The sequence below is a fragment of the Fibrobacter sp. UWR3 genome, from assembly GCF_900143055.1.
In the GTDB taxonomy this organism is placed as follows: Bacteria; Fibrobacterota; Fibrobacteria; order Fibrobacterales; family Fibrobacteraceae; genus Fibrobacter.
The window spans coordinates 29,222-50,769 of record NZ_FRCW01000008.1 but is presented as its reverse complement, the minus strand read 5'-3'; the positions used below and the strand labels follow the sequence as shown (position 1 = coordinate 50,769).

Here is a 21,548-nt window from a genome sequence, read left to right as displayed (position 1 = left end):
TTACCGATGAGCAACAGTTGCCATGAGCGAGATGGAGTCTCTAGAAGTGATTCTCAAGACAATCTTGTGTTCACCCACGACAGTTGCCACATCAGGAATGTCGAATTCTGCATAGTTCTGCAAATACACCGTCGGGTCAGTCTGCTGACCATCCCAGGTGACAGACAGCTTATGCCTCGTGTTGTCGGAGCAGTTCAACTGCAGGAATACGTTCGGATGGTAATACTGGTTGCCCTCGTCCCAATCCGTAATCACGATTTCCACAGTCTCGCCGGCAGCAATTTCAACCAAGGTCGAAGTTCCTTCCTGGTCAATCACCACCGTTCCGTCGTCTGGAGCCACAACCGGAGGCGTCGGCGTAGAGGCTTCTCCACTGCCCTCTTGCCCGTCGTCATCGACAATCACGGGTTTCGGCACCACAAGCTGCGCAGTGCTGTCGGAGCCCTGCGACGTGAGGTTCCTGCCTTCGCCAACATCGATGGTATCCTTGCGGTCGTTTTCGTTCGACACGAAAGTATCGATACCCTGGATGAGGTTCTGGTCGAGCCTGCTCTGGAACTGCCACACGTTCGCGTTGTCGTTGTCAAGGTAGTTCTGGTGCTGCGTCGTGTTGATGGTATGCTGGTCGAGCGCAATCTCGGTATTGGGAGTGAACACGCCCAGCGGGTTGTTGTGCTCGAGCACGAGGTTCGCACTACCGCCGAGGGCGATATCGTCGCCAGCGCCCATCGTGATGTCATCGGCACCTTCGCCACCCACGACAACGTCGCGGTCCTTGCCCGTGGTGATGGTGTCATTGGTCGAAATCGAAGTCACCGCATCGTGTTCGATGGCAACAGACTTGGCCTCGATAACGCGGTTCTTGTATTCCGAGACATTCGGGACATCAGCATCGAAAGGCACATCCAAGTCGAACACGAGCTTCGCGTCATCACCATAGGCGAGGTCCTTGTCGTGGTCGCCACCGATGGCGGCAGCATCCTTGCCTGCGCCCGCAACAACCTGAACCGCGTTGATTACGGGCAGGTTCTTCGGGTTCTGCCCGCTACTCGTGAATACGTTCCTTATGCGGATTTCGGCACGGTTCCCGGTGAAGTTGCGGAACACCACATAATTACCAACAATCTCCATGCGGACGGCGGAACCTTCGTGCAGGGCAGACATCGCATCTTCGTAGGAATCACAGGTAGCCTCCCTGTAGTCGCCATCGAAGTTGTAGCCGGTCCAGTCATTCAAGAACCGCTTCTCGCCATTGTTCAGCGAAACCTGGTAAATATAGTTGTAAGTATCGGTATCGCCATTGTCAGCGCCGAGATACACATAGATGTCACAGGCGTCGCCCGCGGCAAGCCCGCTCTGAGCACGGAACTGGTCGATACTGTCGAGCGTGAGCTTAATCTCGTCGTGCTGCTGCGACGCGAGATACCCGTTGAACAACTTGGAATTCGCGGTATCGCCGTCAAGTTCAGAACTATTCTCGTGCGTCATCGCGTAGTTGCCCGCATACATCTCGTTCCACCAGCCGCTGTTCTGCTGATACGAAGAGATTGTCACATTGATACCCTTGACGCTGTGCGAAGAGTAGTTATCGACATCATGCAGTTCGCCGTTCTTCACGTACATATTGCACCAGGCAGTGTCGGCAACCACACCAGCAGTCTCGCCATTTCCCACCTTCAACGAGGCGTCGGCATTCTCGAGCGTGAAGTTGACCGATGCGGCCTTAACGCCGTCGAGCATGGCCTCGGCAGCTTCCGTTGCACCCGCGTTGATCGTGTCCGCGCCGATGCCGCCCACCACGGTATCGTTACCGTCGCCGGTATTGATGGTGTCGTCGTAGGTCGCCGTATCGATATTCGTAACGGCAACAGATTCCGCGGTCGAGATGGTCGAAGCCGTAGATTCGTCGCTGTCGCGGTCGGTAAGCAGGATCTTCGCGTTGTCGCCGAAGACGACGTCGTTGTCATAGATGCCGTAGCGTTCGTCACCGAAGGTGGTGATATCGTCGCTGCCGGTCCCGCCCACTACGATATCGTCGCCGAGGCCAGTCTTGATGATATCATCGCCGCCGAAGTCGATGTCCGTGGTGGCGGCGACATCCTGCCTGTGGAGCGTGCCCCTGACCTGGATGCCAGCGATGCCCGCGAGGTTCTTGCCGTTCTGGGCATTGTTCGGATACGCTTCCTCGATAACCACGCGGAAGTTGTCGGCAATTGCACCGGCGGGCACATCGAACACCACGTAGTTCGCGGCTTCGGCAGTGTCGGCGCTCGTCGCAGTCGCCTGCACGAAGGAACCGTCAAAGTTGTGTCCCTCTGCATCGTTCACGTAATAGGCCGAATACGGCTCTTCGGAACCGCCCACGAACAGGCTCACCTTGCGCACACTGCTACCGTATGCGGAATGTGAATCCGGGATGTCGAGATAGACAACCACCTTATAGCTGGTGAAATACTGCGCGAGGCCGTCCACAGCCACTTCGAACTTGCTGCCACATTGAGCGTTCGGGGCCGTCGTCATCAGACCCGAATTCATGAGTTTAGCATTCTTGTCGCCCTGCATATTCCAGAGGCCGAGGTTGTAGGCCTGCAGGTTGATGCGGTTGTCCGTACTCGTGTTGCGATGGCTTTCGTATCCACCATAAGACACGCTCACGCCGCTTGCACGCGTGCGGGTCTCGTCGGCAGACTTCTCGCCCGTAACATCGAGATTGTCCATGTTCACGACTTCACGGTCGTCGTTGCCGTAAGTACCCGCGAGCGAACCCGAGATGTTGTTCCAGTTGCGGCTTTCAAATTCGGGAGCGCCGACGTAATCCGTCGCGTTGAGGCCCGTCTGCGATGCGCCCTGGAAGTTGAAACTGAGCGTAGCCTCTTCGTATACATCCGGGACATTCTGGCGGTCGCCCACCTGTTCGAACGCCTCGTTCGCATTGCCGCGGAATGTCGCATAGGCGTTATCGCCGAACACCACATCCTGGCCGTTGCCCGTCGTGATATCGTCGTTACCGAGACCGCCAAAGACAACGTTGTCACCATTGCCCGCAATGATCGTATCGGCACCGGCCGTTCCGAGATCTTCACCGACGTCGATATTCTCATTAGTGACAAAGAGCGCATTAAAGTCATTATCGACCTTAGCAAAGCCACCATCGCCAAGAATGATATCGTTTCCGTCGCCCGTGGTGATTTCGTCGGCGTCCATACCGCCCATCACAATATTCTTGCCGTCGTTGGTATGAATAACATCGTGGCCACCGTCCTGTTCAGACTTGGTTTTGACCGTCCTGTAGTCTTCATAGATGTCATAGCGGCCGCCGTCGCCAACGACAACGTTGTCATTACCGGCAATATCGATTATATCACCATCGGCACCGCTCATCACGACGTTCTTGTCGCCAAAAATATCGATATCGTCATGGCCACCGATACCATCGCTCGTGGTTGCAACATCACGAAGTCCGGAGTTGATGAATTCATTCACCGTTTCCGCTTTAGGATTCTTATTGTAATTGGCAATGCCGCCATCACCGAGAACAACATTTTCGCCACCGTGAATTTCGATTTCATCGCCAGCGAAGCCACCCATAGCGACATTGTGGCCGCCATAGACCGTTATGTGGTCTTCGCCACCAATGCCATCGCTCTGGGTCTTGATATAGGCAGAATCAGAAGCCTCGTTATTATACTCGCCGCCATCACCCAATACGATGTTATGGTCACTGACGTTTCCGTCCTCTTCACCGATAGTAATGATATCACCAGCAAAGCCACCCATTACGGCGTTCTTACCGCCATAGATGTTGATGGTATCGATACCGCCATTATCGTCATCGGTCGTCTCGACGGACTTAATATCCTCGAAGATCTTTTGATTATCATTCCACTCACGGGTAGCGATACCACCGTCACCGAGAACGATGTTGTCGGCACCATAAATATCGATTTCATCGTCTTCAGCACCGCCCATGACCGTATTCTGGCCGCCTTGAATATCGATGATGTCGTGACCGCCATGAATAACGACATTTCCTTCGTCATCGACATCACGAGAAGTCTGAACAGTCACCTCGCCGTTCTCTTCATCGACAACATAGGAGCCGCCATCACCAAGGACGACGTTTTCACGACCGTTATCCTGACTTTCGTCACCGATATTAATCTTGTCGCCATCGGCACCACCCATCACGGTGTTCTTGCCACCATGGATGTTTATGGTATCAACACCGCCATTATCGTCGTCGGTCGTCATTACAGACTTGATGGAATCGTAGACCTCATTATCCGCATTCCATTCGCGGATGGATTCGCCACCATCGCCGAGAACGATGTTGTCGGCTCCGAAGATGTCGATTGTATCGCCTTCGGCACCACCCATGACCGTATTCTGACCGCCATGGATTGCGATGGTATCTTCACCGCCATGGATAACGACGGTGTCATCAATCTCTTCTCGAGATGTTTTAACAGTCACCTCGCCAGTCGTCTTATTGACTACATACGAGCCACCATCGCCAAGGACGACGTTTTCATTACCATTCTGATTTTCATTATCATCTTCAGCGTTTTCATCGCCATCACTGGTTTTTCCGTCGCCAATAGTAATCGTATCCCCATCGGCACCACCCATCACAGCGTTCTTGCCGCCATGGATGTTTACGGTATCAACACCGCCATTATCGTCGTCAGTCGTCATTACAGACTTGATGGAATCGTAGACCTCATTATCCGCATTCCATTCGCGGATGGATTCGCCACCATCGCCGAGAACGATGTTGTCGGCTCCGAAGATGTCGATTGTATCGCCTTCGGCACCGCCCATGACCGTATTCTGACCGCCATAAATCTTGATGGTATCTTCACCGCCATGGATAACGACCGCGTCATCAATCTCTTCTCGAGATGTTTTAACAGTCACCTCGCCATTATCCTTGTCGACAACATAAGAGCCGCCATCGCCAAGGACGACGTTTTCATTGCCATTTTGATGATCTTCGTCCTTGCCTTCGTCGCCAATAGTAATATCGTCGTTTCCGGCACCACCCATAACGGTATTCAAACCGCCATAGATTTTAATCTCGTCACGCGCTCCATCGCTATCATCTTCCGTTTTCACAGACTTGATAGCGGCATTGACCATGAAATTATCGGTCGTAGCAACGCCCTGAGTGAATTCAGCGACACCACCATCGCCAAGGACAACATTGTCTATACCGTTTTCCTTGCCGGATTCGCCGATGGTGATTTTGTCACCACCATTTCCGCCCATGACAACGTTATGGCTGCCGGCAATATTAATGGTATCTGTTTCACCAACAGAATTATTTATCGTCTGAACCTTTTCCAGACTCGTCGTGATATTGTTTTCGCGCCAAGATTCAGCAGAACCTTCGTTATGGAAGTTCACCACACCATTGTCGCCAAGAACAACGTTCTTTTCACCGGTTACCGTGATTTTGTCGCTACCAGAACCGCCGATAACAACACTGTTCTGTCCGCTGGCGGTAATATCATCAGCATCACCTTCGCTAGGCATTACGGACGCAATAGATGAAGCACCACGGACAACACCATCAGTCTGCAGTTTTCCAGTCTCGGTCCGGATAATATCGCCAGCCTTATGCTCACCGACATCTTCCCCATAATAACCGAGTTCTGTAACGACCGTATCGCCATCCTTGTACTGGATGTTACCCTTGTCACCAAAAGCAATCACTCCAGAATCAACCTTAATTTCATCTGCTCCGGCACCGCCCAAAACAACCATGCCATCCTTGGTTATCTTGCTTCCCGTTGCGGTGATTTTGTCTTTTCCGCCCTGGGCATTGATTACCAGCTGACCATCATTTTCGCTATCATACCTATTGACGGTAATTTCGTCGTCGCTCACATCATTTCCGTCGCCGGTGTTCACGACCGTGAATGTCTGGAAGCCATCATCACGATGAAGAGTCTTGGAGACAACGACTTTATCGGCTCCCGTTCCAAGGTTGAATTCACCAAATTCAAACTCAGACATAGAAACACCAAAGTAAGTCAGAAGCGTTGTGGTAGACGGATTCCTCAATGTAAATCTGAGCGCATAATCTTGCTTCAGCATCGAAGATTCAATACCCTTGTAGAGGTCGTACAAGCCTTCATAATCACGAGTAGCGTAATAGAGGTCTCTTCCGTCTAACGACCTTAATTGAGATGTCGCAGCAGCATCAGAGTCATAGTTGTTCACCATGATTCGGTCGACCGAATTAAGATCATCTGTATCAGAGTCGGTCATTGGAGCTGGAGATTCTTCCTCCTCAGTTCCACTAGACTCATTATAAGAATTTATTACCTTGCCATCTTTATCGACAAAATGATTATACTTAAGCATAACCAGATTGTCGTAATCAACCTCTATAGATTCGCCCTTTCCGTATGCATATATGGCCCCCTTAACATCATCAAGTTTATTTCCACTACCCGACGATTTGGCATCTACGAGACCATACTCTTCGTTTACAGTATCACATTTGGCTACCAATCTAATTGTCGAACTCGTGGATCCATTTTCAAGCGTAACGATAACGGTATCACCTTCCTGATCTTCATACTTGAGGTACAAATCCTCTGCGGATTTATCCCCCCCAATCGAACGCAACGCATCTTCAACCGTTATCTTGATACGCATCTTTTTGTTATCGGCAATCGTTCCATTATACTCCACGGTAAATTCTGTATAGGTGAACACTTCTGGAGTAGCTTCCGAAGCGTTTTTCGTAGCCTCCACTAAGGTATGAGTATGTTCCTTAATCGTAAGGAAGTCACATTTATCTTCGTGTTGTTCAAGAACTTCATCGTTTTCGATGTTCGGCCCCATTTTGCTATCAACAGACAACACGCCATGCAATGTCACAAGCTGGCGAGTAGAACTATTGAAGAACACAAGCATGTTGCCAGCCAGTTCATAATACACGCTCGTATCGACATTCGCCCCTTTCCTTTTTTGCGGATTCTCGTAATCCGTTTTGCTAAGGATAATCTTCTCGTCCAATTTAACCCTATCCAAAGACTCGATATTATCGTATGCAATGCGAATCTTGGAACTATCGATTTGCGCCTTGTTTGAACGATAATTGACAACTAGCGTGCCTTCGCTCAGACCGACAACTTCCCACTTTTCAGTCTCAGTGTTAAAGTGCAATTCAGGTTCAGCATCCACATCTATATAGTAAGCGTGAATATTTTCTTTGGCAAAATCAGAACCGATGGACTCCAAAGAAATCTCACTTGTGGAGGCATCAATTTTGAACACCTCAGACCAGCTAAACAGATTCTTATTTTTCGTGCTAGGATCGGTGCTATCTTTCACTATGACACTGGCAGACTTGGCCGAATCCTCAAGATTAACCGGATCCGACCCATCTCCCTTGTACCAGGTACTCGAAATCGTAATCGACTTCAAAAGGTTGCCTTCGCAAAGTCCGTCAGAAATAGCCCGGACATACACTTTTACGGATTTACCACTTGTTTTGAATTGAATATCACATGAATCAGAATATTCAGTTCGACCTGTTTCGTCTTCGTAGCAAATCAGAATGCCAGCATCTCCACTCTGCAATTCCGAGGTGGTCAGTTTGGGGGCCCTCAATTTAACCGAGACAGTTCCCGATTTCAAATCTCCAGAGCAACCAACATAGAAGGCAAGCACACCATTCTCATCCCCTTCTGTCACATATTTAGCCTTCACCGGAAGAATAGAAGTATCCGAAGAAGAAACAAATACAGAGGGAACACTAGAAGTATTGATAATGGAATACTTCTCTTCGAAAGTCTTTCCAGCAGCACTGATATCGTACCGATCCTTTTCATCATCCGCTAGGCCTTCGTCGTCCATGATTTCGTATTTCAAGGAAGCGTTCTGGCCCTGGTTATTTGAACCGCGCAGGATTTCCGATTCGGTCAAGCCACCACCGACAACAACGGTATCGCTTCCATTGCCACCATTGAGAACGATAGTTTCCTTTTCGCTGCTACCGACAACATTGAATATGTCTTCACCACCAGCAGCATCGAAATCCTTCGTTTCCACACCGGCGACCTGAACAGCGCCAAAAGAACTCAACAGGCCATCTTTAGACACAACGACAAGATCGTTGCTTTCGGAGCCACGGACCAACAAGGAATCGATGCCCCTGCCACCATCCATTGATATGACCCCATTCTCGATCGCTAACCCATTTTTATCCGAGAACGCATACATGGAAAAGCCGTCATTTCCATTTCCGCCAGACACCTTCAATTCTTCGCCAGCATTATGCAGCAAAGCAAAGGTATCGTCACCAGCTGCGCCCTCAATATTCAATGTAGAGCCAGCAGAAACACCGTCGCTTAAGTACTTAACTCCATGGTCCGTATTTACGGCAACGGTGTTGAACAAGTCATCATTCTTTACGTTCGTCGTCGCATTCGCCTCACCCATGTCGGCATTATAAAGCTGCCCCACCCGAATAGTGTCATTACCCGCGCCAGCATCGACATTAGTCGATTTAGCCGTTCCGTCGATGGTAATAGAATCGTTACCACCATTTGCGTTCAGGTTGACTTCATTGATTCCCTTATTGAAGTTCACCCTTTCGATATTTTTGTTATTTCCCTCCGGCAACAGAGCGACAAACCCGAGCGATTTATCGTTATTCATTCGCATCAGCAGCTTATCGTCAAGTTCGGTTCCTTCAATGGTGAGGACGTTATTTTCATTTTCGTCGCCCGAATCGATTACATTGGTGTAATTCACATCGTGGCCACCCGAAAGGTTAACAATAACAGTATCGTTTCCCTCTTGGCCGTCAACAAAGTCCATGCCCAGGCCACTGGTAATCACATCGTCACCAGCACCTTCACTTGTCGACTTAGCGTCTTTGTATATCTTTTCGTTCAGGCCAAAGTTTTCGCCAAAGACAACGGGGTCTTTTTCGAACACCTCCTCATTGGTCGTATAAACCTTAGCGCCATCGTCACCATAAATCGTATCATTTCCGGCGCCACCATCTATAATATCGCTTCCGCTACCACCATAGATGACATCGTTGTCGATTCCGCCACTAATAATGTCGCCGCCACCGTCGCCGTCAATGACATCGTTTCCGATACCGCCCTTAATTGTGTCCTTTTTTCCTTCCTTGTCACCGGCATCGCCAAAGATAAGGTCATCACCTTCGTCTCCGTTGATTGTATCTTCACCATATTCAGGAATGTTTTCTGGTTCAGAAATTTCTTTCTCTATATCTAGGAAGTCAAAGCCATCGTCATCCAAATCAAGCCAACGTTTCAAAGAAAGTCCACCATCAAACTTGCCTTCATGAGCCTTCTTGAAATCGTCATTGAACACATCTAAATCGAAAGACTTACTGACATCAAATGAATCGGACCAGAATCCGTCACCGAAAATAATATCGGAGCCGCTTCCGCCGCCAATCGTATCATCACCTAGGCCACCGAAGATATAGTCGTCGCCACGTTCGCCCTTGATGGTATCGCTCCCTTCTTCACCGTCGATAAAATCGCTACCGGCACCACCCACAATATAGTCTACACCAGCACCACCAAATAGGTAATCATTACCGCCATCCAAGTCGGTATCCGTGCGGGCAGTCGAGACACTTTCCATGTCAATGGAACCATTATCGTTGACCACGAATTCGACATGTCCGGCATCGCCCAGAATAATATTATCGCCTTCCTTGCCGCGAATCTTATCAGATCCTACGCCACCAATAATAACCTGGCTACCCTTGTTGCCCAAGATGATATCGTCACCGGAAACACCTGCATTAAATTTGCCTTCCACGACAAATCTATCACCATCATCTAGCTTCGCTCCTTTATCCTTCTCTTTATCATCCTTGTCAAGCGGCGTATACACGCCATCGTCACCAAAGATGATATTCAGGCCTTCGGCCGCCTTGATTCTATCATTTCCGGCACCGCCCCAGATGACGACATAATAACCATCCGCAATCTTTAAACCCGACAGGTCGATTACGTCATCACCTTCGCCACCACGTATTTCAAGATTATATTCTACAGGAACATCACTAGACAGCGTTAATTTATCCACACCCTCTTTTGAATTAATAAAGAATGTTTTCCCGGATTCAATATCGAGGCTGCCAACTGAATTTTTGTCCAATGTCAAATCGAGGATTTCATCGCCATCTTCAAGCGAAATGTTTTTATCGTCGGTATAGAGCCTGCTGCTGGAATTGTCGCCAACATGGGCAATCACATCACCATTTTCATTTTTTGATACCAAAATCGGACTTGTATTCCGCGTCAGTTCAAAACTGAAAAGCGTAATATCGCCAGTAATGTTCCACTTCTTCTTCGTCAACCACAAATCAACGTATGCATAAAGTTTTGCCGTAATCTTTCCGCTGATTTCGAACAGGCCCTGAAGGCCATCGGCCTTGACAATTTGAGACATTTCGTTCAAGCGGATTTTGCCATCCTTGTTCGGGTCAAAAAGGTCGAACGCGACATTGATACCGACACCGCCACCGACACCGGCCTTGACACCGGCATTGATTTCTGCCGCAGCCGTAAGGCCACCATAAAACGAGAGTTCGTTGATGTCGTTTCCGTCCTTGTCGCGGTCACCCACATAGAACCCGTTCACCAGGCTACCGTAATCCTTGCGGTCGCTTTCAATCCACTGATGGATGCCGAGCGTATCGTAGCCGAACGACAGGTCGATGGAAGCGCTGAACGTGACCCCCAGGCGCGCACCGAGCGGTCCCCAGATGCTCACGAAAGTATCCCAGTCAAAGTTGAACGAGAGTTTGGGCATGTCATAATACACCAAATCGATGTCCTGGCCCATCAGCATCTTGAAGATGTCCGTCGGATGGTTCCAGATAAAGTCCCACCCACCTTCGCCGACATTCAGGCCCTGCCCGCCAAGGGCATTCGACGCCTGAGCGGTGATTTCGGAGGACTTCTCCAATTTTTTCGCATAAGTAGACAATGAGGAATCAAGAGACTTACTTGACGAAGACCCCTCAAGGAAACTTTTTGCTTTAAATTCGTCACCATCTCCACCAACCAGCATGAAATCGCCAAGGTCAATATTCAGGCCATTCTTCTTCATGGCAGAAATCTGCTTGGTCATCGAAATCAGGCTATTGATGGCCTTGATCATGGAATCGTCGAAGTTGCCGCCGCCATATTTTTTGGCAAGTTCGAGCGGCGTAATGGAAATTCCGACATCCTTGAGCACCGGGAACGGAGTCGTCAAGAAGTCGATAAGCGGTTCCATGGGTTCCACGACCTTCTGGATTTTCGATACGATAGGGCCAAGCACGCCATCGATAAACGAACCCAGGTCAAGCGAAAGGTTGCTAAAGCCAAGCGTCGTCAATCCATCGCCCGAACTACCGTTCGTCTTTGACCACACGAACTCGAACGCACCGGAAATATTGGGGAACTTTGCAGGCGTATTGGGGTGTTCCACATCGCGCCCAAACCCAACCAGCATGCTGGCAAAGACATCTACAGACGCCGCATAGGAGAACTCAAGCTTAGAAAGCGCACTGGAGAACGCGACCTTTCCAATCCCCCTATCAAGCGTTTTTTCGTCAGAACCACTCAAACTTAAATCGTTCGAGACCTTCAGCCGTTCAAGTTCCGAGCCCTTCAATTCCAACTTTCCCAATACTTTTCCTTCGTCAAAATCAGCAAGGTTCAAGCCGAAGCCAAGCCCAACGGCAGCATGGTTGTCACCGCCTTGGGTTTGCAGTGAAAGGCCGAGCCCGGCAAGCGCGCCATTGATATCGGCATTCAATTCCGCCGATGCGGTCACATTGATTTCGTTACCTTCATTGAATATGAAGTAGAAACCGTCCGTCTCGGATATACCAAAACCAAAGTCGAGGCTCCAATCCAACTTGAGGTCAAGGCCGCCATCGGCTTTAAGCCCAAGCCCCGGAAACCCGAAATCGAGCCCGAGCGATGTGCCCCAATCGTAAGAGCCCCCCAACTGGAAGAACCATTCGGCAGAGTTATTTGTCGAACGATACCAGGTCCCCGCTCCGCCAACACGCTTCCATTCGCTAATTTCGGACTCCGAATCACCTTCCGGCAACAATAACGAATCGAGCAATGCTGCATTTTCCCGGAAATAGGCGTCGAACAAGTCGTTCATCTTTTCGGCGACCATTTCTACCGTAAGACCGCTCGATTCATAGACAAAATTAGAGAACGGCTCAAGGACCTTGTCCTTCAAGACGCTGAGGAAATCAACACCGGCTCCCAAAGTGGGGCCCACCACAGGAACCGACGTTATAGTTTTCCCGAGATTGGTATTGATGCCAGCTTCAAGTGTTTCGAAAAGCGTATTGAGCGCCGTGATGCCAAGTTTGATTTTATCGAACCAGCTCACATTGCCGTTTGCCAAATCAATAATTCCTTGCCTTACAGAACTGAGATCGGCGACAAAGGGGGTTTCTCCCGATTTTGGTTCTTTATCAAGAATCAACTGGAACGAAGGTATTTCCTTTTTATCCAGAACATAAAGACCGGCATAATCCGCTTCATTTTCAGAATTATTAAACAAGGCATTCAAGGCCAAATCAACATCAGCCCTACATTCACTGACATTTCCTTTATCAAAATGGACCCCCGTCCCGTTCCACTTGCCTAGTATAATATCACCCATAGATACATCAAGCACCGTTATGGGTAATTTACCATAAACGGCAATAGGGAACCTAAACTCCGGCTCAAGCGTACTGGCGTCAAAATTCTTCAGCGAAATATCCGAGTTCTTGCCCAAAGAGCCCTTCAGGCACGCCTTGCCATAAACAAACGCGTTATCTCCGTTCTCCCCAACCTTAATCAGATTCTTCAGCAAGCCTTCATTTTCACCTTCAGCCCCACAGATTCCGAGATCGAACCGAATTCCGTCACCGACAATTTCGACTTCGGCGCCAAATTCTAACCCCTTAGCATCTTCACTTGTACAATCAATCAGCAAATCAAATTCGCCATTTGTCAGCAACTTAGCCGAAAGCGTGAACCAAAACTTGCCATCAACATTCAGGTTGGTATTGCCATTAATGCCCATCGCTGAGCTTCCAAAATCAAAGCGATGCCTAACAGAGAACGCCTTCACAATATTAAAATCGAAAAGAAGATTCCCATTTTCATACCGCAATTTGATCAGGTCTCCATCTTCGTTACTAAAATTGCTATCAACAAGGTGCTTGTTCATGTAGTTGACAAACTGCTGAACAGAAGTCACCTTTTGTTGTCGCATTTCGGCAATCACCTTCTGCAAATCTTTGGTGACATCGACCAAGTCACTAACCGATTTGTTAATAACAGGAATTTTGACATCCGTTTTTTCCGTAATCGAAGCAAGTCGCGTAACAAGGCCGTCCAAAACGGCAAGCAATTGTTCCACAGAGAAGTTCTTGAACTGGTCAACAATTTCTTTATAACCATCAGTTACCACAAACTCCGGACTTACGCGAAGACTTTTGTTCTCGGATATTACAGCAATTTCTCCCGTAGCAAGTTTAGTTGCAGAACCAAATACATCGGCATAGGCATTCAATTCAAACATTTTAGGGGTTTCATCTTCCGCCCCACCCGCATCACCTTCTGTTTCGCCAGTCGGTTCGTCGATTTCACCAGCAATAACCTCGGTTTCACCGGCTGTCACATTAATTTTTGATGTATCCTTGATTTTAAAACCAAAGAAATTATCATCCTCAGGATCGTCTGTTTTTTCCAGCTCAAAATTAGCGTTCAATCCAATTTTACCCGATGCAAAAACATCCATCCCGACAAAACCAAGCGACGCGCTGGCACTGGCTACATATGTAGCATTTTTCCAGAAATCCGACGACTTGGGGGTTTCATCGCTCAGTTCCTCACCTTCATAAGATGTTCTTGAAACTGCAATATATCCATTTTGCACATCGGTAATTCTATAATGTTTATCCCCAACTTCAAGGAAGCCGCCGACATTGTAATTCCTTACATTAGTGTCAGTAAATTCAAGTTTAAGTTCATTCTTTGTTTCGTTATCTACAAAAGAAATATTATTCTTTAGCTCTTCGATCTGGGTCCCCAACGACAGATTCATATTCGCATAGACAGAAACTCCCTTCAACGAGAATGCCTTGGAAAAATCCATGCCCGACAAGGCAGAGCCGAAAATCCGGTATTTACCGTCGGCCCCCTTCACCGCCACGGCATCCGAAAAACCGAGTTGCTTTAAAATAATGCTGGTTCCGATGTTTTCAATGCTGAACGGATTATCACCGACTAATTCAAGATGGTCTAGATACTTATCATCAGCACCTTCTTCGTTATAGCAAATAGACAAATCACAATCTTTCAACTTTTCATTAATTTTACCAATTACACTACCAATGGTCGTATTATCGTCAATAGTTCCCACATCACTTTCGAAATCGATTTCAATAGGAGTGTCAGAACTCTTTACGACAAAGTCTGTCAGCTTCTCTTCCGACCGTCCTAATGCATCGCAAGTAATCTTGACATCGTTATTACTCGTAAACACGATATTCTTGCCGACAACCGACACGGAGATATCATTTCCCTCGAGGGAAACATTTTCCTTGATAGCATCTTCTATCGCATTCGCGACACTCGACACCGTCGCGCAATCACCGACATTAACGGATACGCTAGTAGAACCGACACTGACCGTTATCTCGCGGTTAATCACCTTGACCGTATTGGTAAAGGGGACAACTTCAATGGCCAATTTATATTTATGATTACTTCCTTCTTTAGCAACAATATGTAGCAAGCCTTTATTATCTTGCAAAACATCATCATCTAGCACTTTTTGAAGACGACTAATAACATCCTCTTCCGGTTTGCTTTCATATTCTGCATTCCAAGCATTAAGATCATCTTCTTCTAGATAGCCTTCAAAAATTTTCAAGGTGTTAGCCAATACATTTTCCGCTTCATTAATCGGAGCAATCATAACCTGGAAAAACTGATCGCGGTCATCCGTAACCTTGGTATATGTGGCCTTGAAATAATCGCTTAAATCCGAGCCATCCACGTCCTTCAATTCACCTTCCAGCTCTTGAACACGCTTTTCCGCCAAATCCTCTAACGTATAGGCTTCGACCTTCGTTTCAACTTGTTTTGATTCACCTCCCTTACTAAACGTCAAGAGAACTTTCTGCGAAACACCCGCATTGTAGCCTTCCAGTCCATTTCCGCGCAATTCCTCGGAAATACGCATATACGTTGTTGCGCCACCTTCATTCGTTAACTTAAAGCCCTGTTCGTCTTTTTTAGATGCATCGTAGTTTTGCAGGCGTCTCGCATCACAACCGAACTTTATGGACGTTACAGATTTTCCATCCTCATCCATAATCACGTCGACCACGTACAGGCCGAACTTATTCATTATGGAATTTCCGGCAGCAATGGAGACTTCTGAACCTGTTAAGGATATAAAATTCAACGGGTTATCGTCGTTGCTAAAATTCAACGGCTTATCGTTGTTGCTCTGAAGCGAGAAGCATTCATTGACAAACGCAATTTTATCTTCAGCATTATCAAAGCCGTCCATTACAGACAGGTTTATTGTCAAAGCGGCTTTGTCTTCACTAGAATCTTCTCTACCGACAAGATACAGCACAACCTTATTATCAGAAACTTTGGCTTCGAAACAGGTCTGTAGATTTGCGCTAGAAAGTTTCAGTTCAGCAAACGCCTTTGCGTCGGCGGACGACGCAAATTCAAATTTTTGTTCACTGGTCAAACAAATGCGATTGGTACTTGTCAGCTCAGCTTTTAAATCATTTTCTTTAGACGAGGAAAGCTGTCCATCAGTCAACGGTCCGGCTTTAACATTCACAGTCGCCAATTCCGAACCTTCACCCTGCTTGACAACCTCGATATTCAATTCCGATTCAATGTTGACTTTTGAATCATCAAGCGCAAATACGGTATATTTTTTATTCTCATCCGGCAACGCAGTCAAAACACCCTTTGCTTTCTCTTCTGGCTGTATTGCAGGAGACGCAAAGTTGACATCGACAGTAAATTTAATGCCTGCTCCACCTGTGACAGAAAGTAGCCGCTAGTCAAGACGCTCGCCACATCGAAACTGGAAAGAGACTTGGCGAAATTCAGTTCGAATTCTTTACCGAGATTGAAGGACAGATTAAATACCAGCCTATTGCCAATAAACTCCGCTCCATCCGGCAAGCCATCAAAGGAACCATCCTCCTTTAATGCCACCTCTATCGGTTCCTCTCCATCAACCTTATAAACATAACTCATGGAGCAAACAGTCGGAGCATCCTCCGCTCCTTGAAAGAACAATTCCGCCCATGCATCATTAAACTTTGTCACAAAGTCGTCGACACCTTCAAAATTGGCAACATAACGACCTTCGTCGCATTTCAACAAACCGTATTCATCCGTCCCTTCACTAAATCCATATACGAGTTGTTCGACTTTATCACAGATATCGACAACTTTATCAATCGAGCCATCCAAAAAGTCGAGTTTCGTCTTGCTTTCGACAAGATTGCGCAAAGCCGTCTGCAATGTATTCAAATACATGTGCACTTGCTGCACCATGTTTTCGCCGGAGAAAGACATGAATTGTTTCAATTCATCGGGAATCTCCCATTCTCCAGTCCCCTGCTTGTATCCAAACTCTAAATTTTCAAATTGCTTTATTGCCACACCGCCAACTTTGAGTTCGGTGCCTGTCAAGTCAAAAGAAACCTCAGGAACCTTTACCGGAGAGTCACCGACTTCAAGTTTAACCTCGAGCGAAGCTTCTGCAAAAGACACTCCAACTAGGCCTAAAGAGAATTCTACCCCTTCGTCCAAAGATCCCGTCACACTCAATGTCGCCTTTTTAAGCGAGAGGCTTTCGAACGAAGGCTTGTTGTCTTCTGTGATTTCGAAACCAAGTTCAAGGGTAATTTCAAGGCTTGCATCAAGCTTCAAACAAATATCTTTGCCCAAGAAGTCAAAAGTGAAGTCGTTCCCAGCCAAATCAATATTCGGCACCAATGTTACTTCAAGTTTTCCACCCAAACCAGACAAATCAAGCCCTTCATCGGAACCGGCACCCGACAACAGATCATTGCCGTTCACAACCAATCCACTCAGGACATCCCCTATACCCGAAATAACTGTAATCTTTCCCCGCAACTCCTCAAGTTTCAGTTCTCCCTCATTAACCGCAGAACGAATACTCTGAAGTATGGGGTTCCATTTTTCATCCAAACTTTTGACAATTTGCGACACATTCGGAATTTTTTCCTCTACAAGCGGAAGGTTTGAAATATTCTTCAGTGCGGAGAGAGCCGATTCCAAAGAAAAATCTACACCTATATTGAACCCTTCAACAAGGCCGGTTATGGCATCAGGAATATTCCATCCACCGTTACTATAGAAAAATTCACCGGGATCTACAATATTATGAGTTTCAGACAAGATTTCAACATCCGCCGAACCATAAGCAAGTTTAATCTCAGGCGAAACGCTTTCATCTTCAAGACTCGCCGAGACGTTAAAGTTGCAACCACTCAACGTCGCAGAAGCTGCACCGACATTCAGAGATATTTCATCGCACTCAGCATCCAGTCCAACACTGCTCACATCTATCTTTTTGATGAACGCCTTGTTTTCTTTGTTTTCAATTTCCAGCGAGCAATCAAGAGTAAGTCCAAACTCCGTTTGGTCCAACTTGAAAAGCTTCAAATCAAGAGTTTGGTTACCAAGACTCAATTTGAAGGCGACATGCAAATCAGTCCCATTCAAGGCTATCGGCGATTCTGCAATTTCATTAAGTTCAAGAAGATCAATTATATCTTCATCTCCCGTTCCATAGACCAATTCTACAGAAGCAAAGAACGACTTAATATCATTAATTTTATCATTTAAAAAATGGTTGTTTTTTAAGGCTTCGACATTCAAAGTCAGGGAATCGCCTTCACCGAACGTAAGGGCATCCCCCAGCACAAAGGCAATCAATTTCCGGGAATCGTTCACTTTGTCCAGTGCGTCATTCAAACTAAGGCGAGCATCCGCAACTTGAATTTCTTTATTAACAAAATCATTGACAAACGGAATAGCACCTATCGCCTCTAGCACACTTTTCATCGAAAAATCTTGGATAGAGCTAAACGAACCCCAATTGAAGCTTCCACCAATAATGCCGAACTTTATATCTCCTTGCGAGAAGTAGAAATCTAGCGCATAATCAGGAACATCAACTTCATAAGTACAATTTCCCTCATCGTCAATCGTTAAAGTAATCTCAACATTAAATTTCGCGGAGATGTCGATCTCTTTCAGTTTTGTAAATCCTAAATCAAGTTCATAAATTTGTCCGAAATTTGGAACAAAACTCAACAAAATTGTATGTTTGTCAGGGGGCAATTCGACTGGTTTATCCGCAGAATCATTATCTAAAAGATTAGCAACCTCCCCACCAGCAACAGAAATTTCCAGCGAAGAAAGAATTTGTTTCTGTTTGTCAAGAATTTGTTTCTGATTTTCGTTCAGCTTCAAGCTACTCAAGTCCAACGTAAGCAATTGCTTATCAACGTCAAAAGCACTATTAGCGTTATTTATAAGAACAAACGTGTCCAAAAAGCTTTCATTTATCACCTCAGCGACATTAGAAAGCTTAACAGTGGAGTCTCCCCCCAGCGGAATGTCAAGATTGAAGGATTCCGGCAATTCTACCAACAGCCCATCCAACAGTGTATTTAAGCTGTTAACGATAGAGAAACTGTCATTCCACTCAAACGACGGAACTTCAAATTTCCACTCACCCTTATCACAACACACTTTCAGCGCAGAATCACTTATTGTAATAGGCCAATCATTTAATTCGCCTTTAATGCTACTTAAGTCAAGAGACCAGACCTGTGAACCGTCTTCACTTGCGTTGCATACAATACTAGAATTGAGATTATCTACTTCAAACGATTCGAACGAAATTTTGAAGTTCTCCAAATCAATCCCAGAATTTTCATCGAAGGAAACCTTCATTTGGGAATCTATTTTGATACCCAAATCAAGATTACCTTCTTTAATATCTACCTTGAACTTTCCAAATTCAAGTTCATGTTCATGTGTAATATCGGACTTTGTGAGATGCACAGAGGCTTCATCCAGAGTAACTTCACAGATGTTTGCCTGCAGTTCATCTCCCGGCTTAGCCACATGCACCTTGACATTCATCGAAAAAGCAATGTCCATTGCGACATCATCAAGTTCGAGCACTCCGAAATCGAGCCTATCACTCAAGGTCTCGCTATTAACCTTGAATTCCAAGGCAAACACATTATCCGCATTTTCCTTCAGTTGTATTGTCAAATCGTCATCATTGTCGGCAAGCAAATTAAACGAATTTTCACCATACTTCAGGTCAAGTTCACGAAGCGCCGATTTTACAGTCTCGTCTTTATCAAATTGTGCAAGCAATGCAGAGAGCTTTTCGCAACTGATTGTGACAACATCACTGCCCTGCTCCATTGCCCCCTGGATAGCCATAACAATTTTATTCCAGCAAGAAGATAAACTCGTTATTTTTTCCGTAATATCACTATTGATAAACGGAATTTTCACGGAAGAAAGAAGGCTTACGGCATTCTCTAGCGAGAACGACTCTCTAAGGTCAAATTCCGGCAGTTTTGGTGTAACAACACCATCCACCTTGGAGAATGTCACCTCACTTTCTTCAAAAACAAACGGCAGGTCACCGACAATTCCCTTATCCAAATACAGGCTCCACTTTTGCTCATCCGTGCCGGGATTAGCGCATGTAATAGAGCCGCTAGCGGAACTATACAGAGTATTGCCATTGACAACCAGGTCGACACTTTCATAATCGAAAGCGACATTCTGTTGCAGGTCATTATCGCTATCAATCTTTACGTCATAGTTGAATTTTACGCCATTCAGTTGCACCGGGCCCCAGTTGGAATCGGTCAAGGATGCACCCATTTTCAGAGAAAAATCATCCAAGGATACTTCCGCAAAAGAAATAGAAGAATCATCCTTGACATTCACCTTCACATTAAATGCAAGGGCGATATCGGCAGAGAGGCCCTCGAGTGATGTGAGCCCGATATCAAGAGATTCCAACGAGAGACTTTTCGGAGCAATCACGAAGGAAAGCACAGCTTCATCCTTCAGATTCATCAAATGCAGGGCTTCTGTCGGTTCGCCGATAAGCGAATAGAACTCGTTGCCATTCCCAACAGCCTTCACCATCAATTTATCCAGGAGTTCAGTCCATTCCCCATACGAGTCACCAAGGATAATCTGGAGATTTTCCCTTAGTGAGCTCAAATTCAACTGGACTCTATCCTTGTAGAACTGCACGGGTTCGACAGTGCTGGTCAATGCAATGGAGACCTTGGTCCACAGGTCATTGACTTTTTCGACCAACTGCGGCAAAGTGTATTTCTGTGAGCCTACACCAAAGGTCGATTCACCAATAAAGGGGAGATTTCCGATGGAGCCGTTGTTGAACACTCCTTTCCAGACCTCAGACCCTTCCTTCATCTGGATATCCGGGATACTCGCCTCAAGTGTCCCATCAACAGTTGCGAGAGTCAACAGTTCTCCATCCTTGAATTCGAACGGCAGTTCACCGGAATTGGCAAGTCCGAATTCCAGATTGACACTCTGGCTGACATCTGAACCGGAAGCGTAGCTAATGCTCAGGTCGGGGCCATCTTCGCCCTCCTTGTCGACCTCCTCAAGCACAACGTTCATGAATTTTGCCTTCATGCCAAGGTTGTCCACGGAGATCTTCAGTTCTTCAACGGATACGGCAAAATCACCGACGTCGGAAGTTTCGTCCAGGATTATACCGTTTCCACCCTTGTCCAGATCGATAACGGCCTTGAACTTGGCCGACGTATTGAGGGCTGTTCCCTCGCTTGTAAGTTCAAGTTTCCCTTCGGCCAAGTCGAAGCCCATGTCGGTGATGTTCTTGGCGTATTCAATGTCGTAATTGACGACAAGTTTGGAACCTTCGACTGCGAAAGTCAGGCCGGTGCCTTCTGCATTTTCGGCAACATAATTCTGGACAAAATCAGCAAGCTTGATTTTCCCTTCTTCGAGCGTCACTTCGTCTACGTAGTATTTCTTTTCAAGATCCTTGAGGGCGTTTCCAAGAGTAGTGTTTACCTTGTCTGCAAAAACGGACTTGAGTTGTTCCGCGGAATCGCCGACAAATTCAATGGCAGCATTGGCCTTATCCGCCAGGTGAAACTGGGTAAAATCAATCTTGTCAAACTGTCCAAGAGAAGCGACAGCCTTGTCACCAATGTCTTCCGAGAGGCTCCCGATTTGCTCCACATACGAGTCAAACTGCTGTATGTCGAGGTTCGATTCGAGCGCCGGGTCCAGCGGTTCGGCATCCATCATCAGTCGCGGCTCGAGGGCCTCGACTTTGAAGTTGTTGCGAGCATTTTTCTTCTTGTTGATCTTTTTAGACATGTCAACCCCAGCGAGCTGTTCAAGACAGCC

At 46.8% G+C, this 21,548-nt stretch carries 2 protein-coding genes; both read right to left on the bottom strand.

The window, feature by feature from the left end; all coding sequences use genetic code 11:
- Positions 1-14,772: a calcium-binding protein gene (locus tag BUA44_RS10980; RefSeq protein ID WP_143151965.1), complete on the bottom strand. Its 14,772-nt coding sequence runs from the start codon at positions 14,770-14,772 to the stop codon at positions 1-3.
- 1,238 nt (positions 14,773-16,010) lie between these two features.
- Positions 16,011-21,518 carry an LEPR-XLL domain-containing protein gene (locus BUA44_RS10975; RefSeq protein WP_072811941.1) on the bottom strand — a complete coding sequence of 1,836 codons (5,508 nt, stop codon included), beginning with the start codon at positions 21,516-21,518 and terminating at the stop codon, positions 16,011-16,013.
- Positions 21,519-21,548 lie beyond the last annotated feature (30 nt).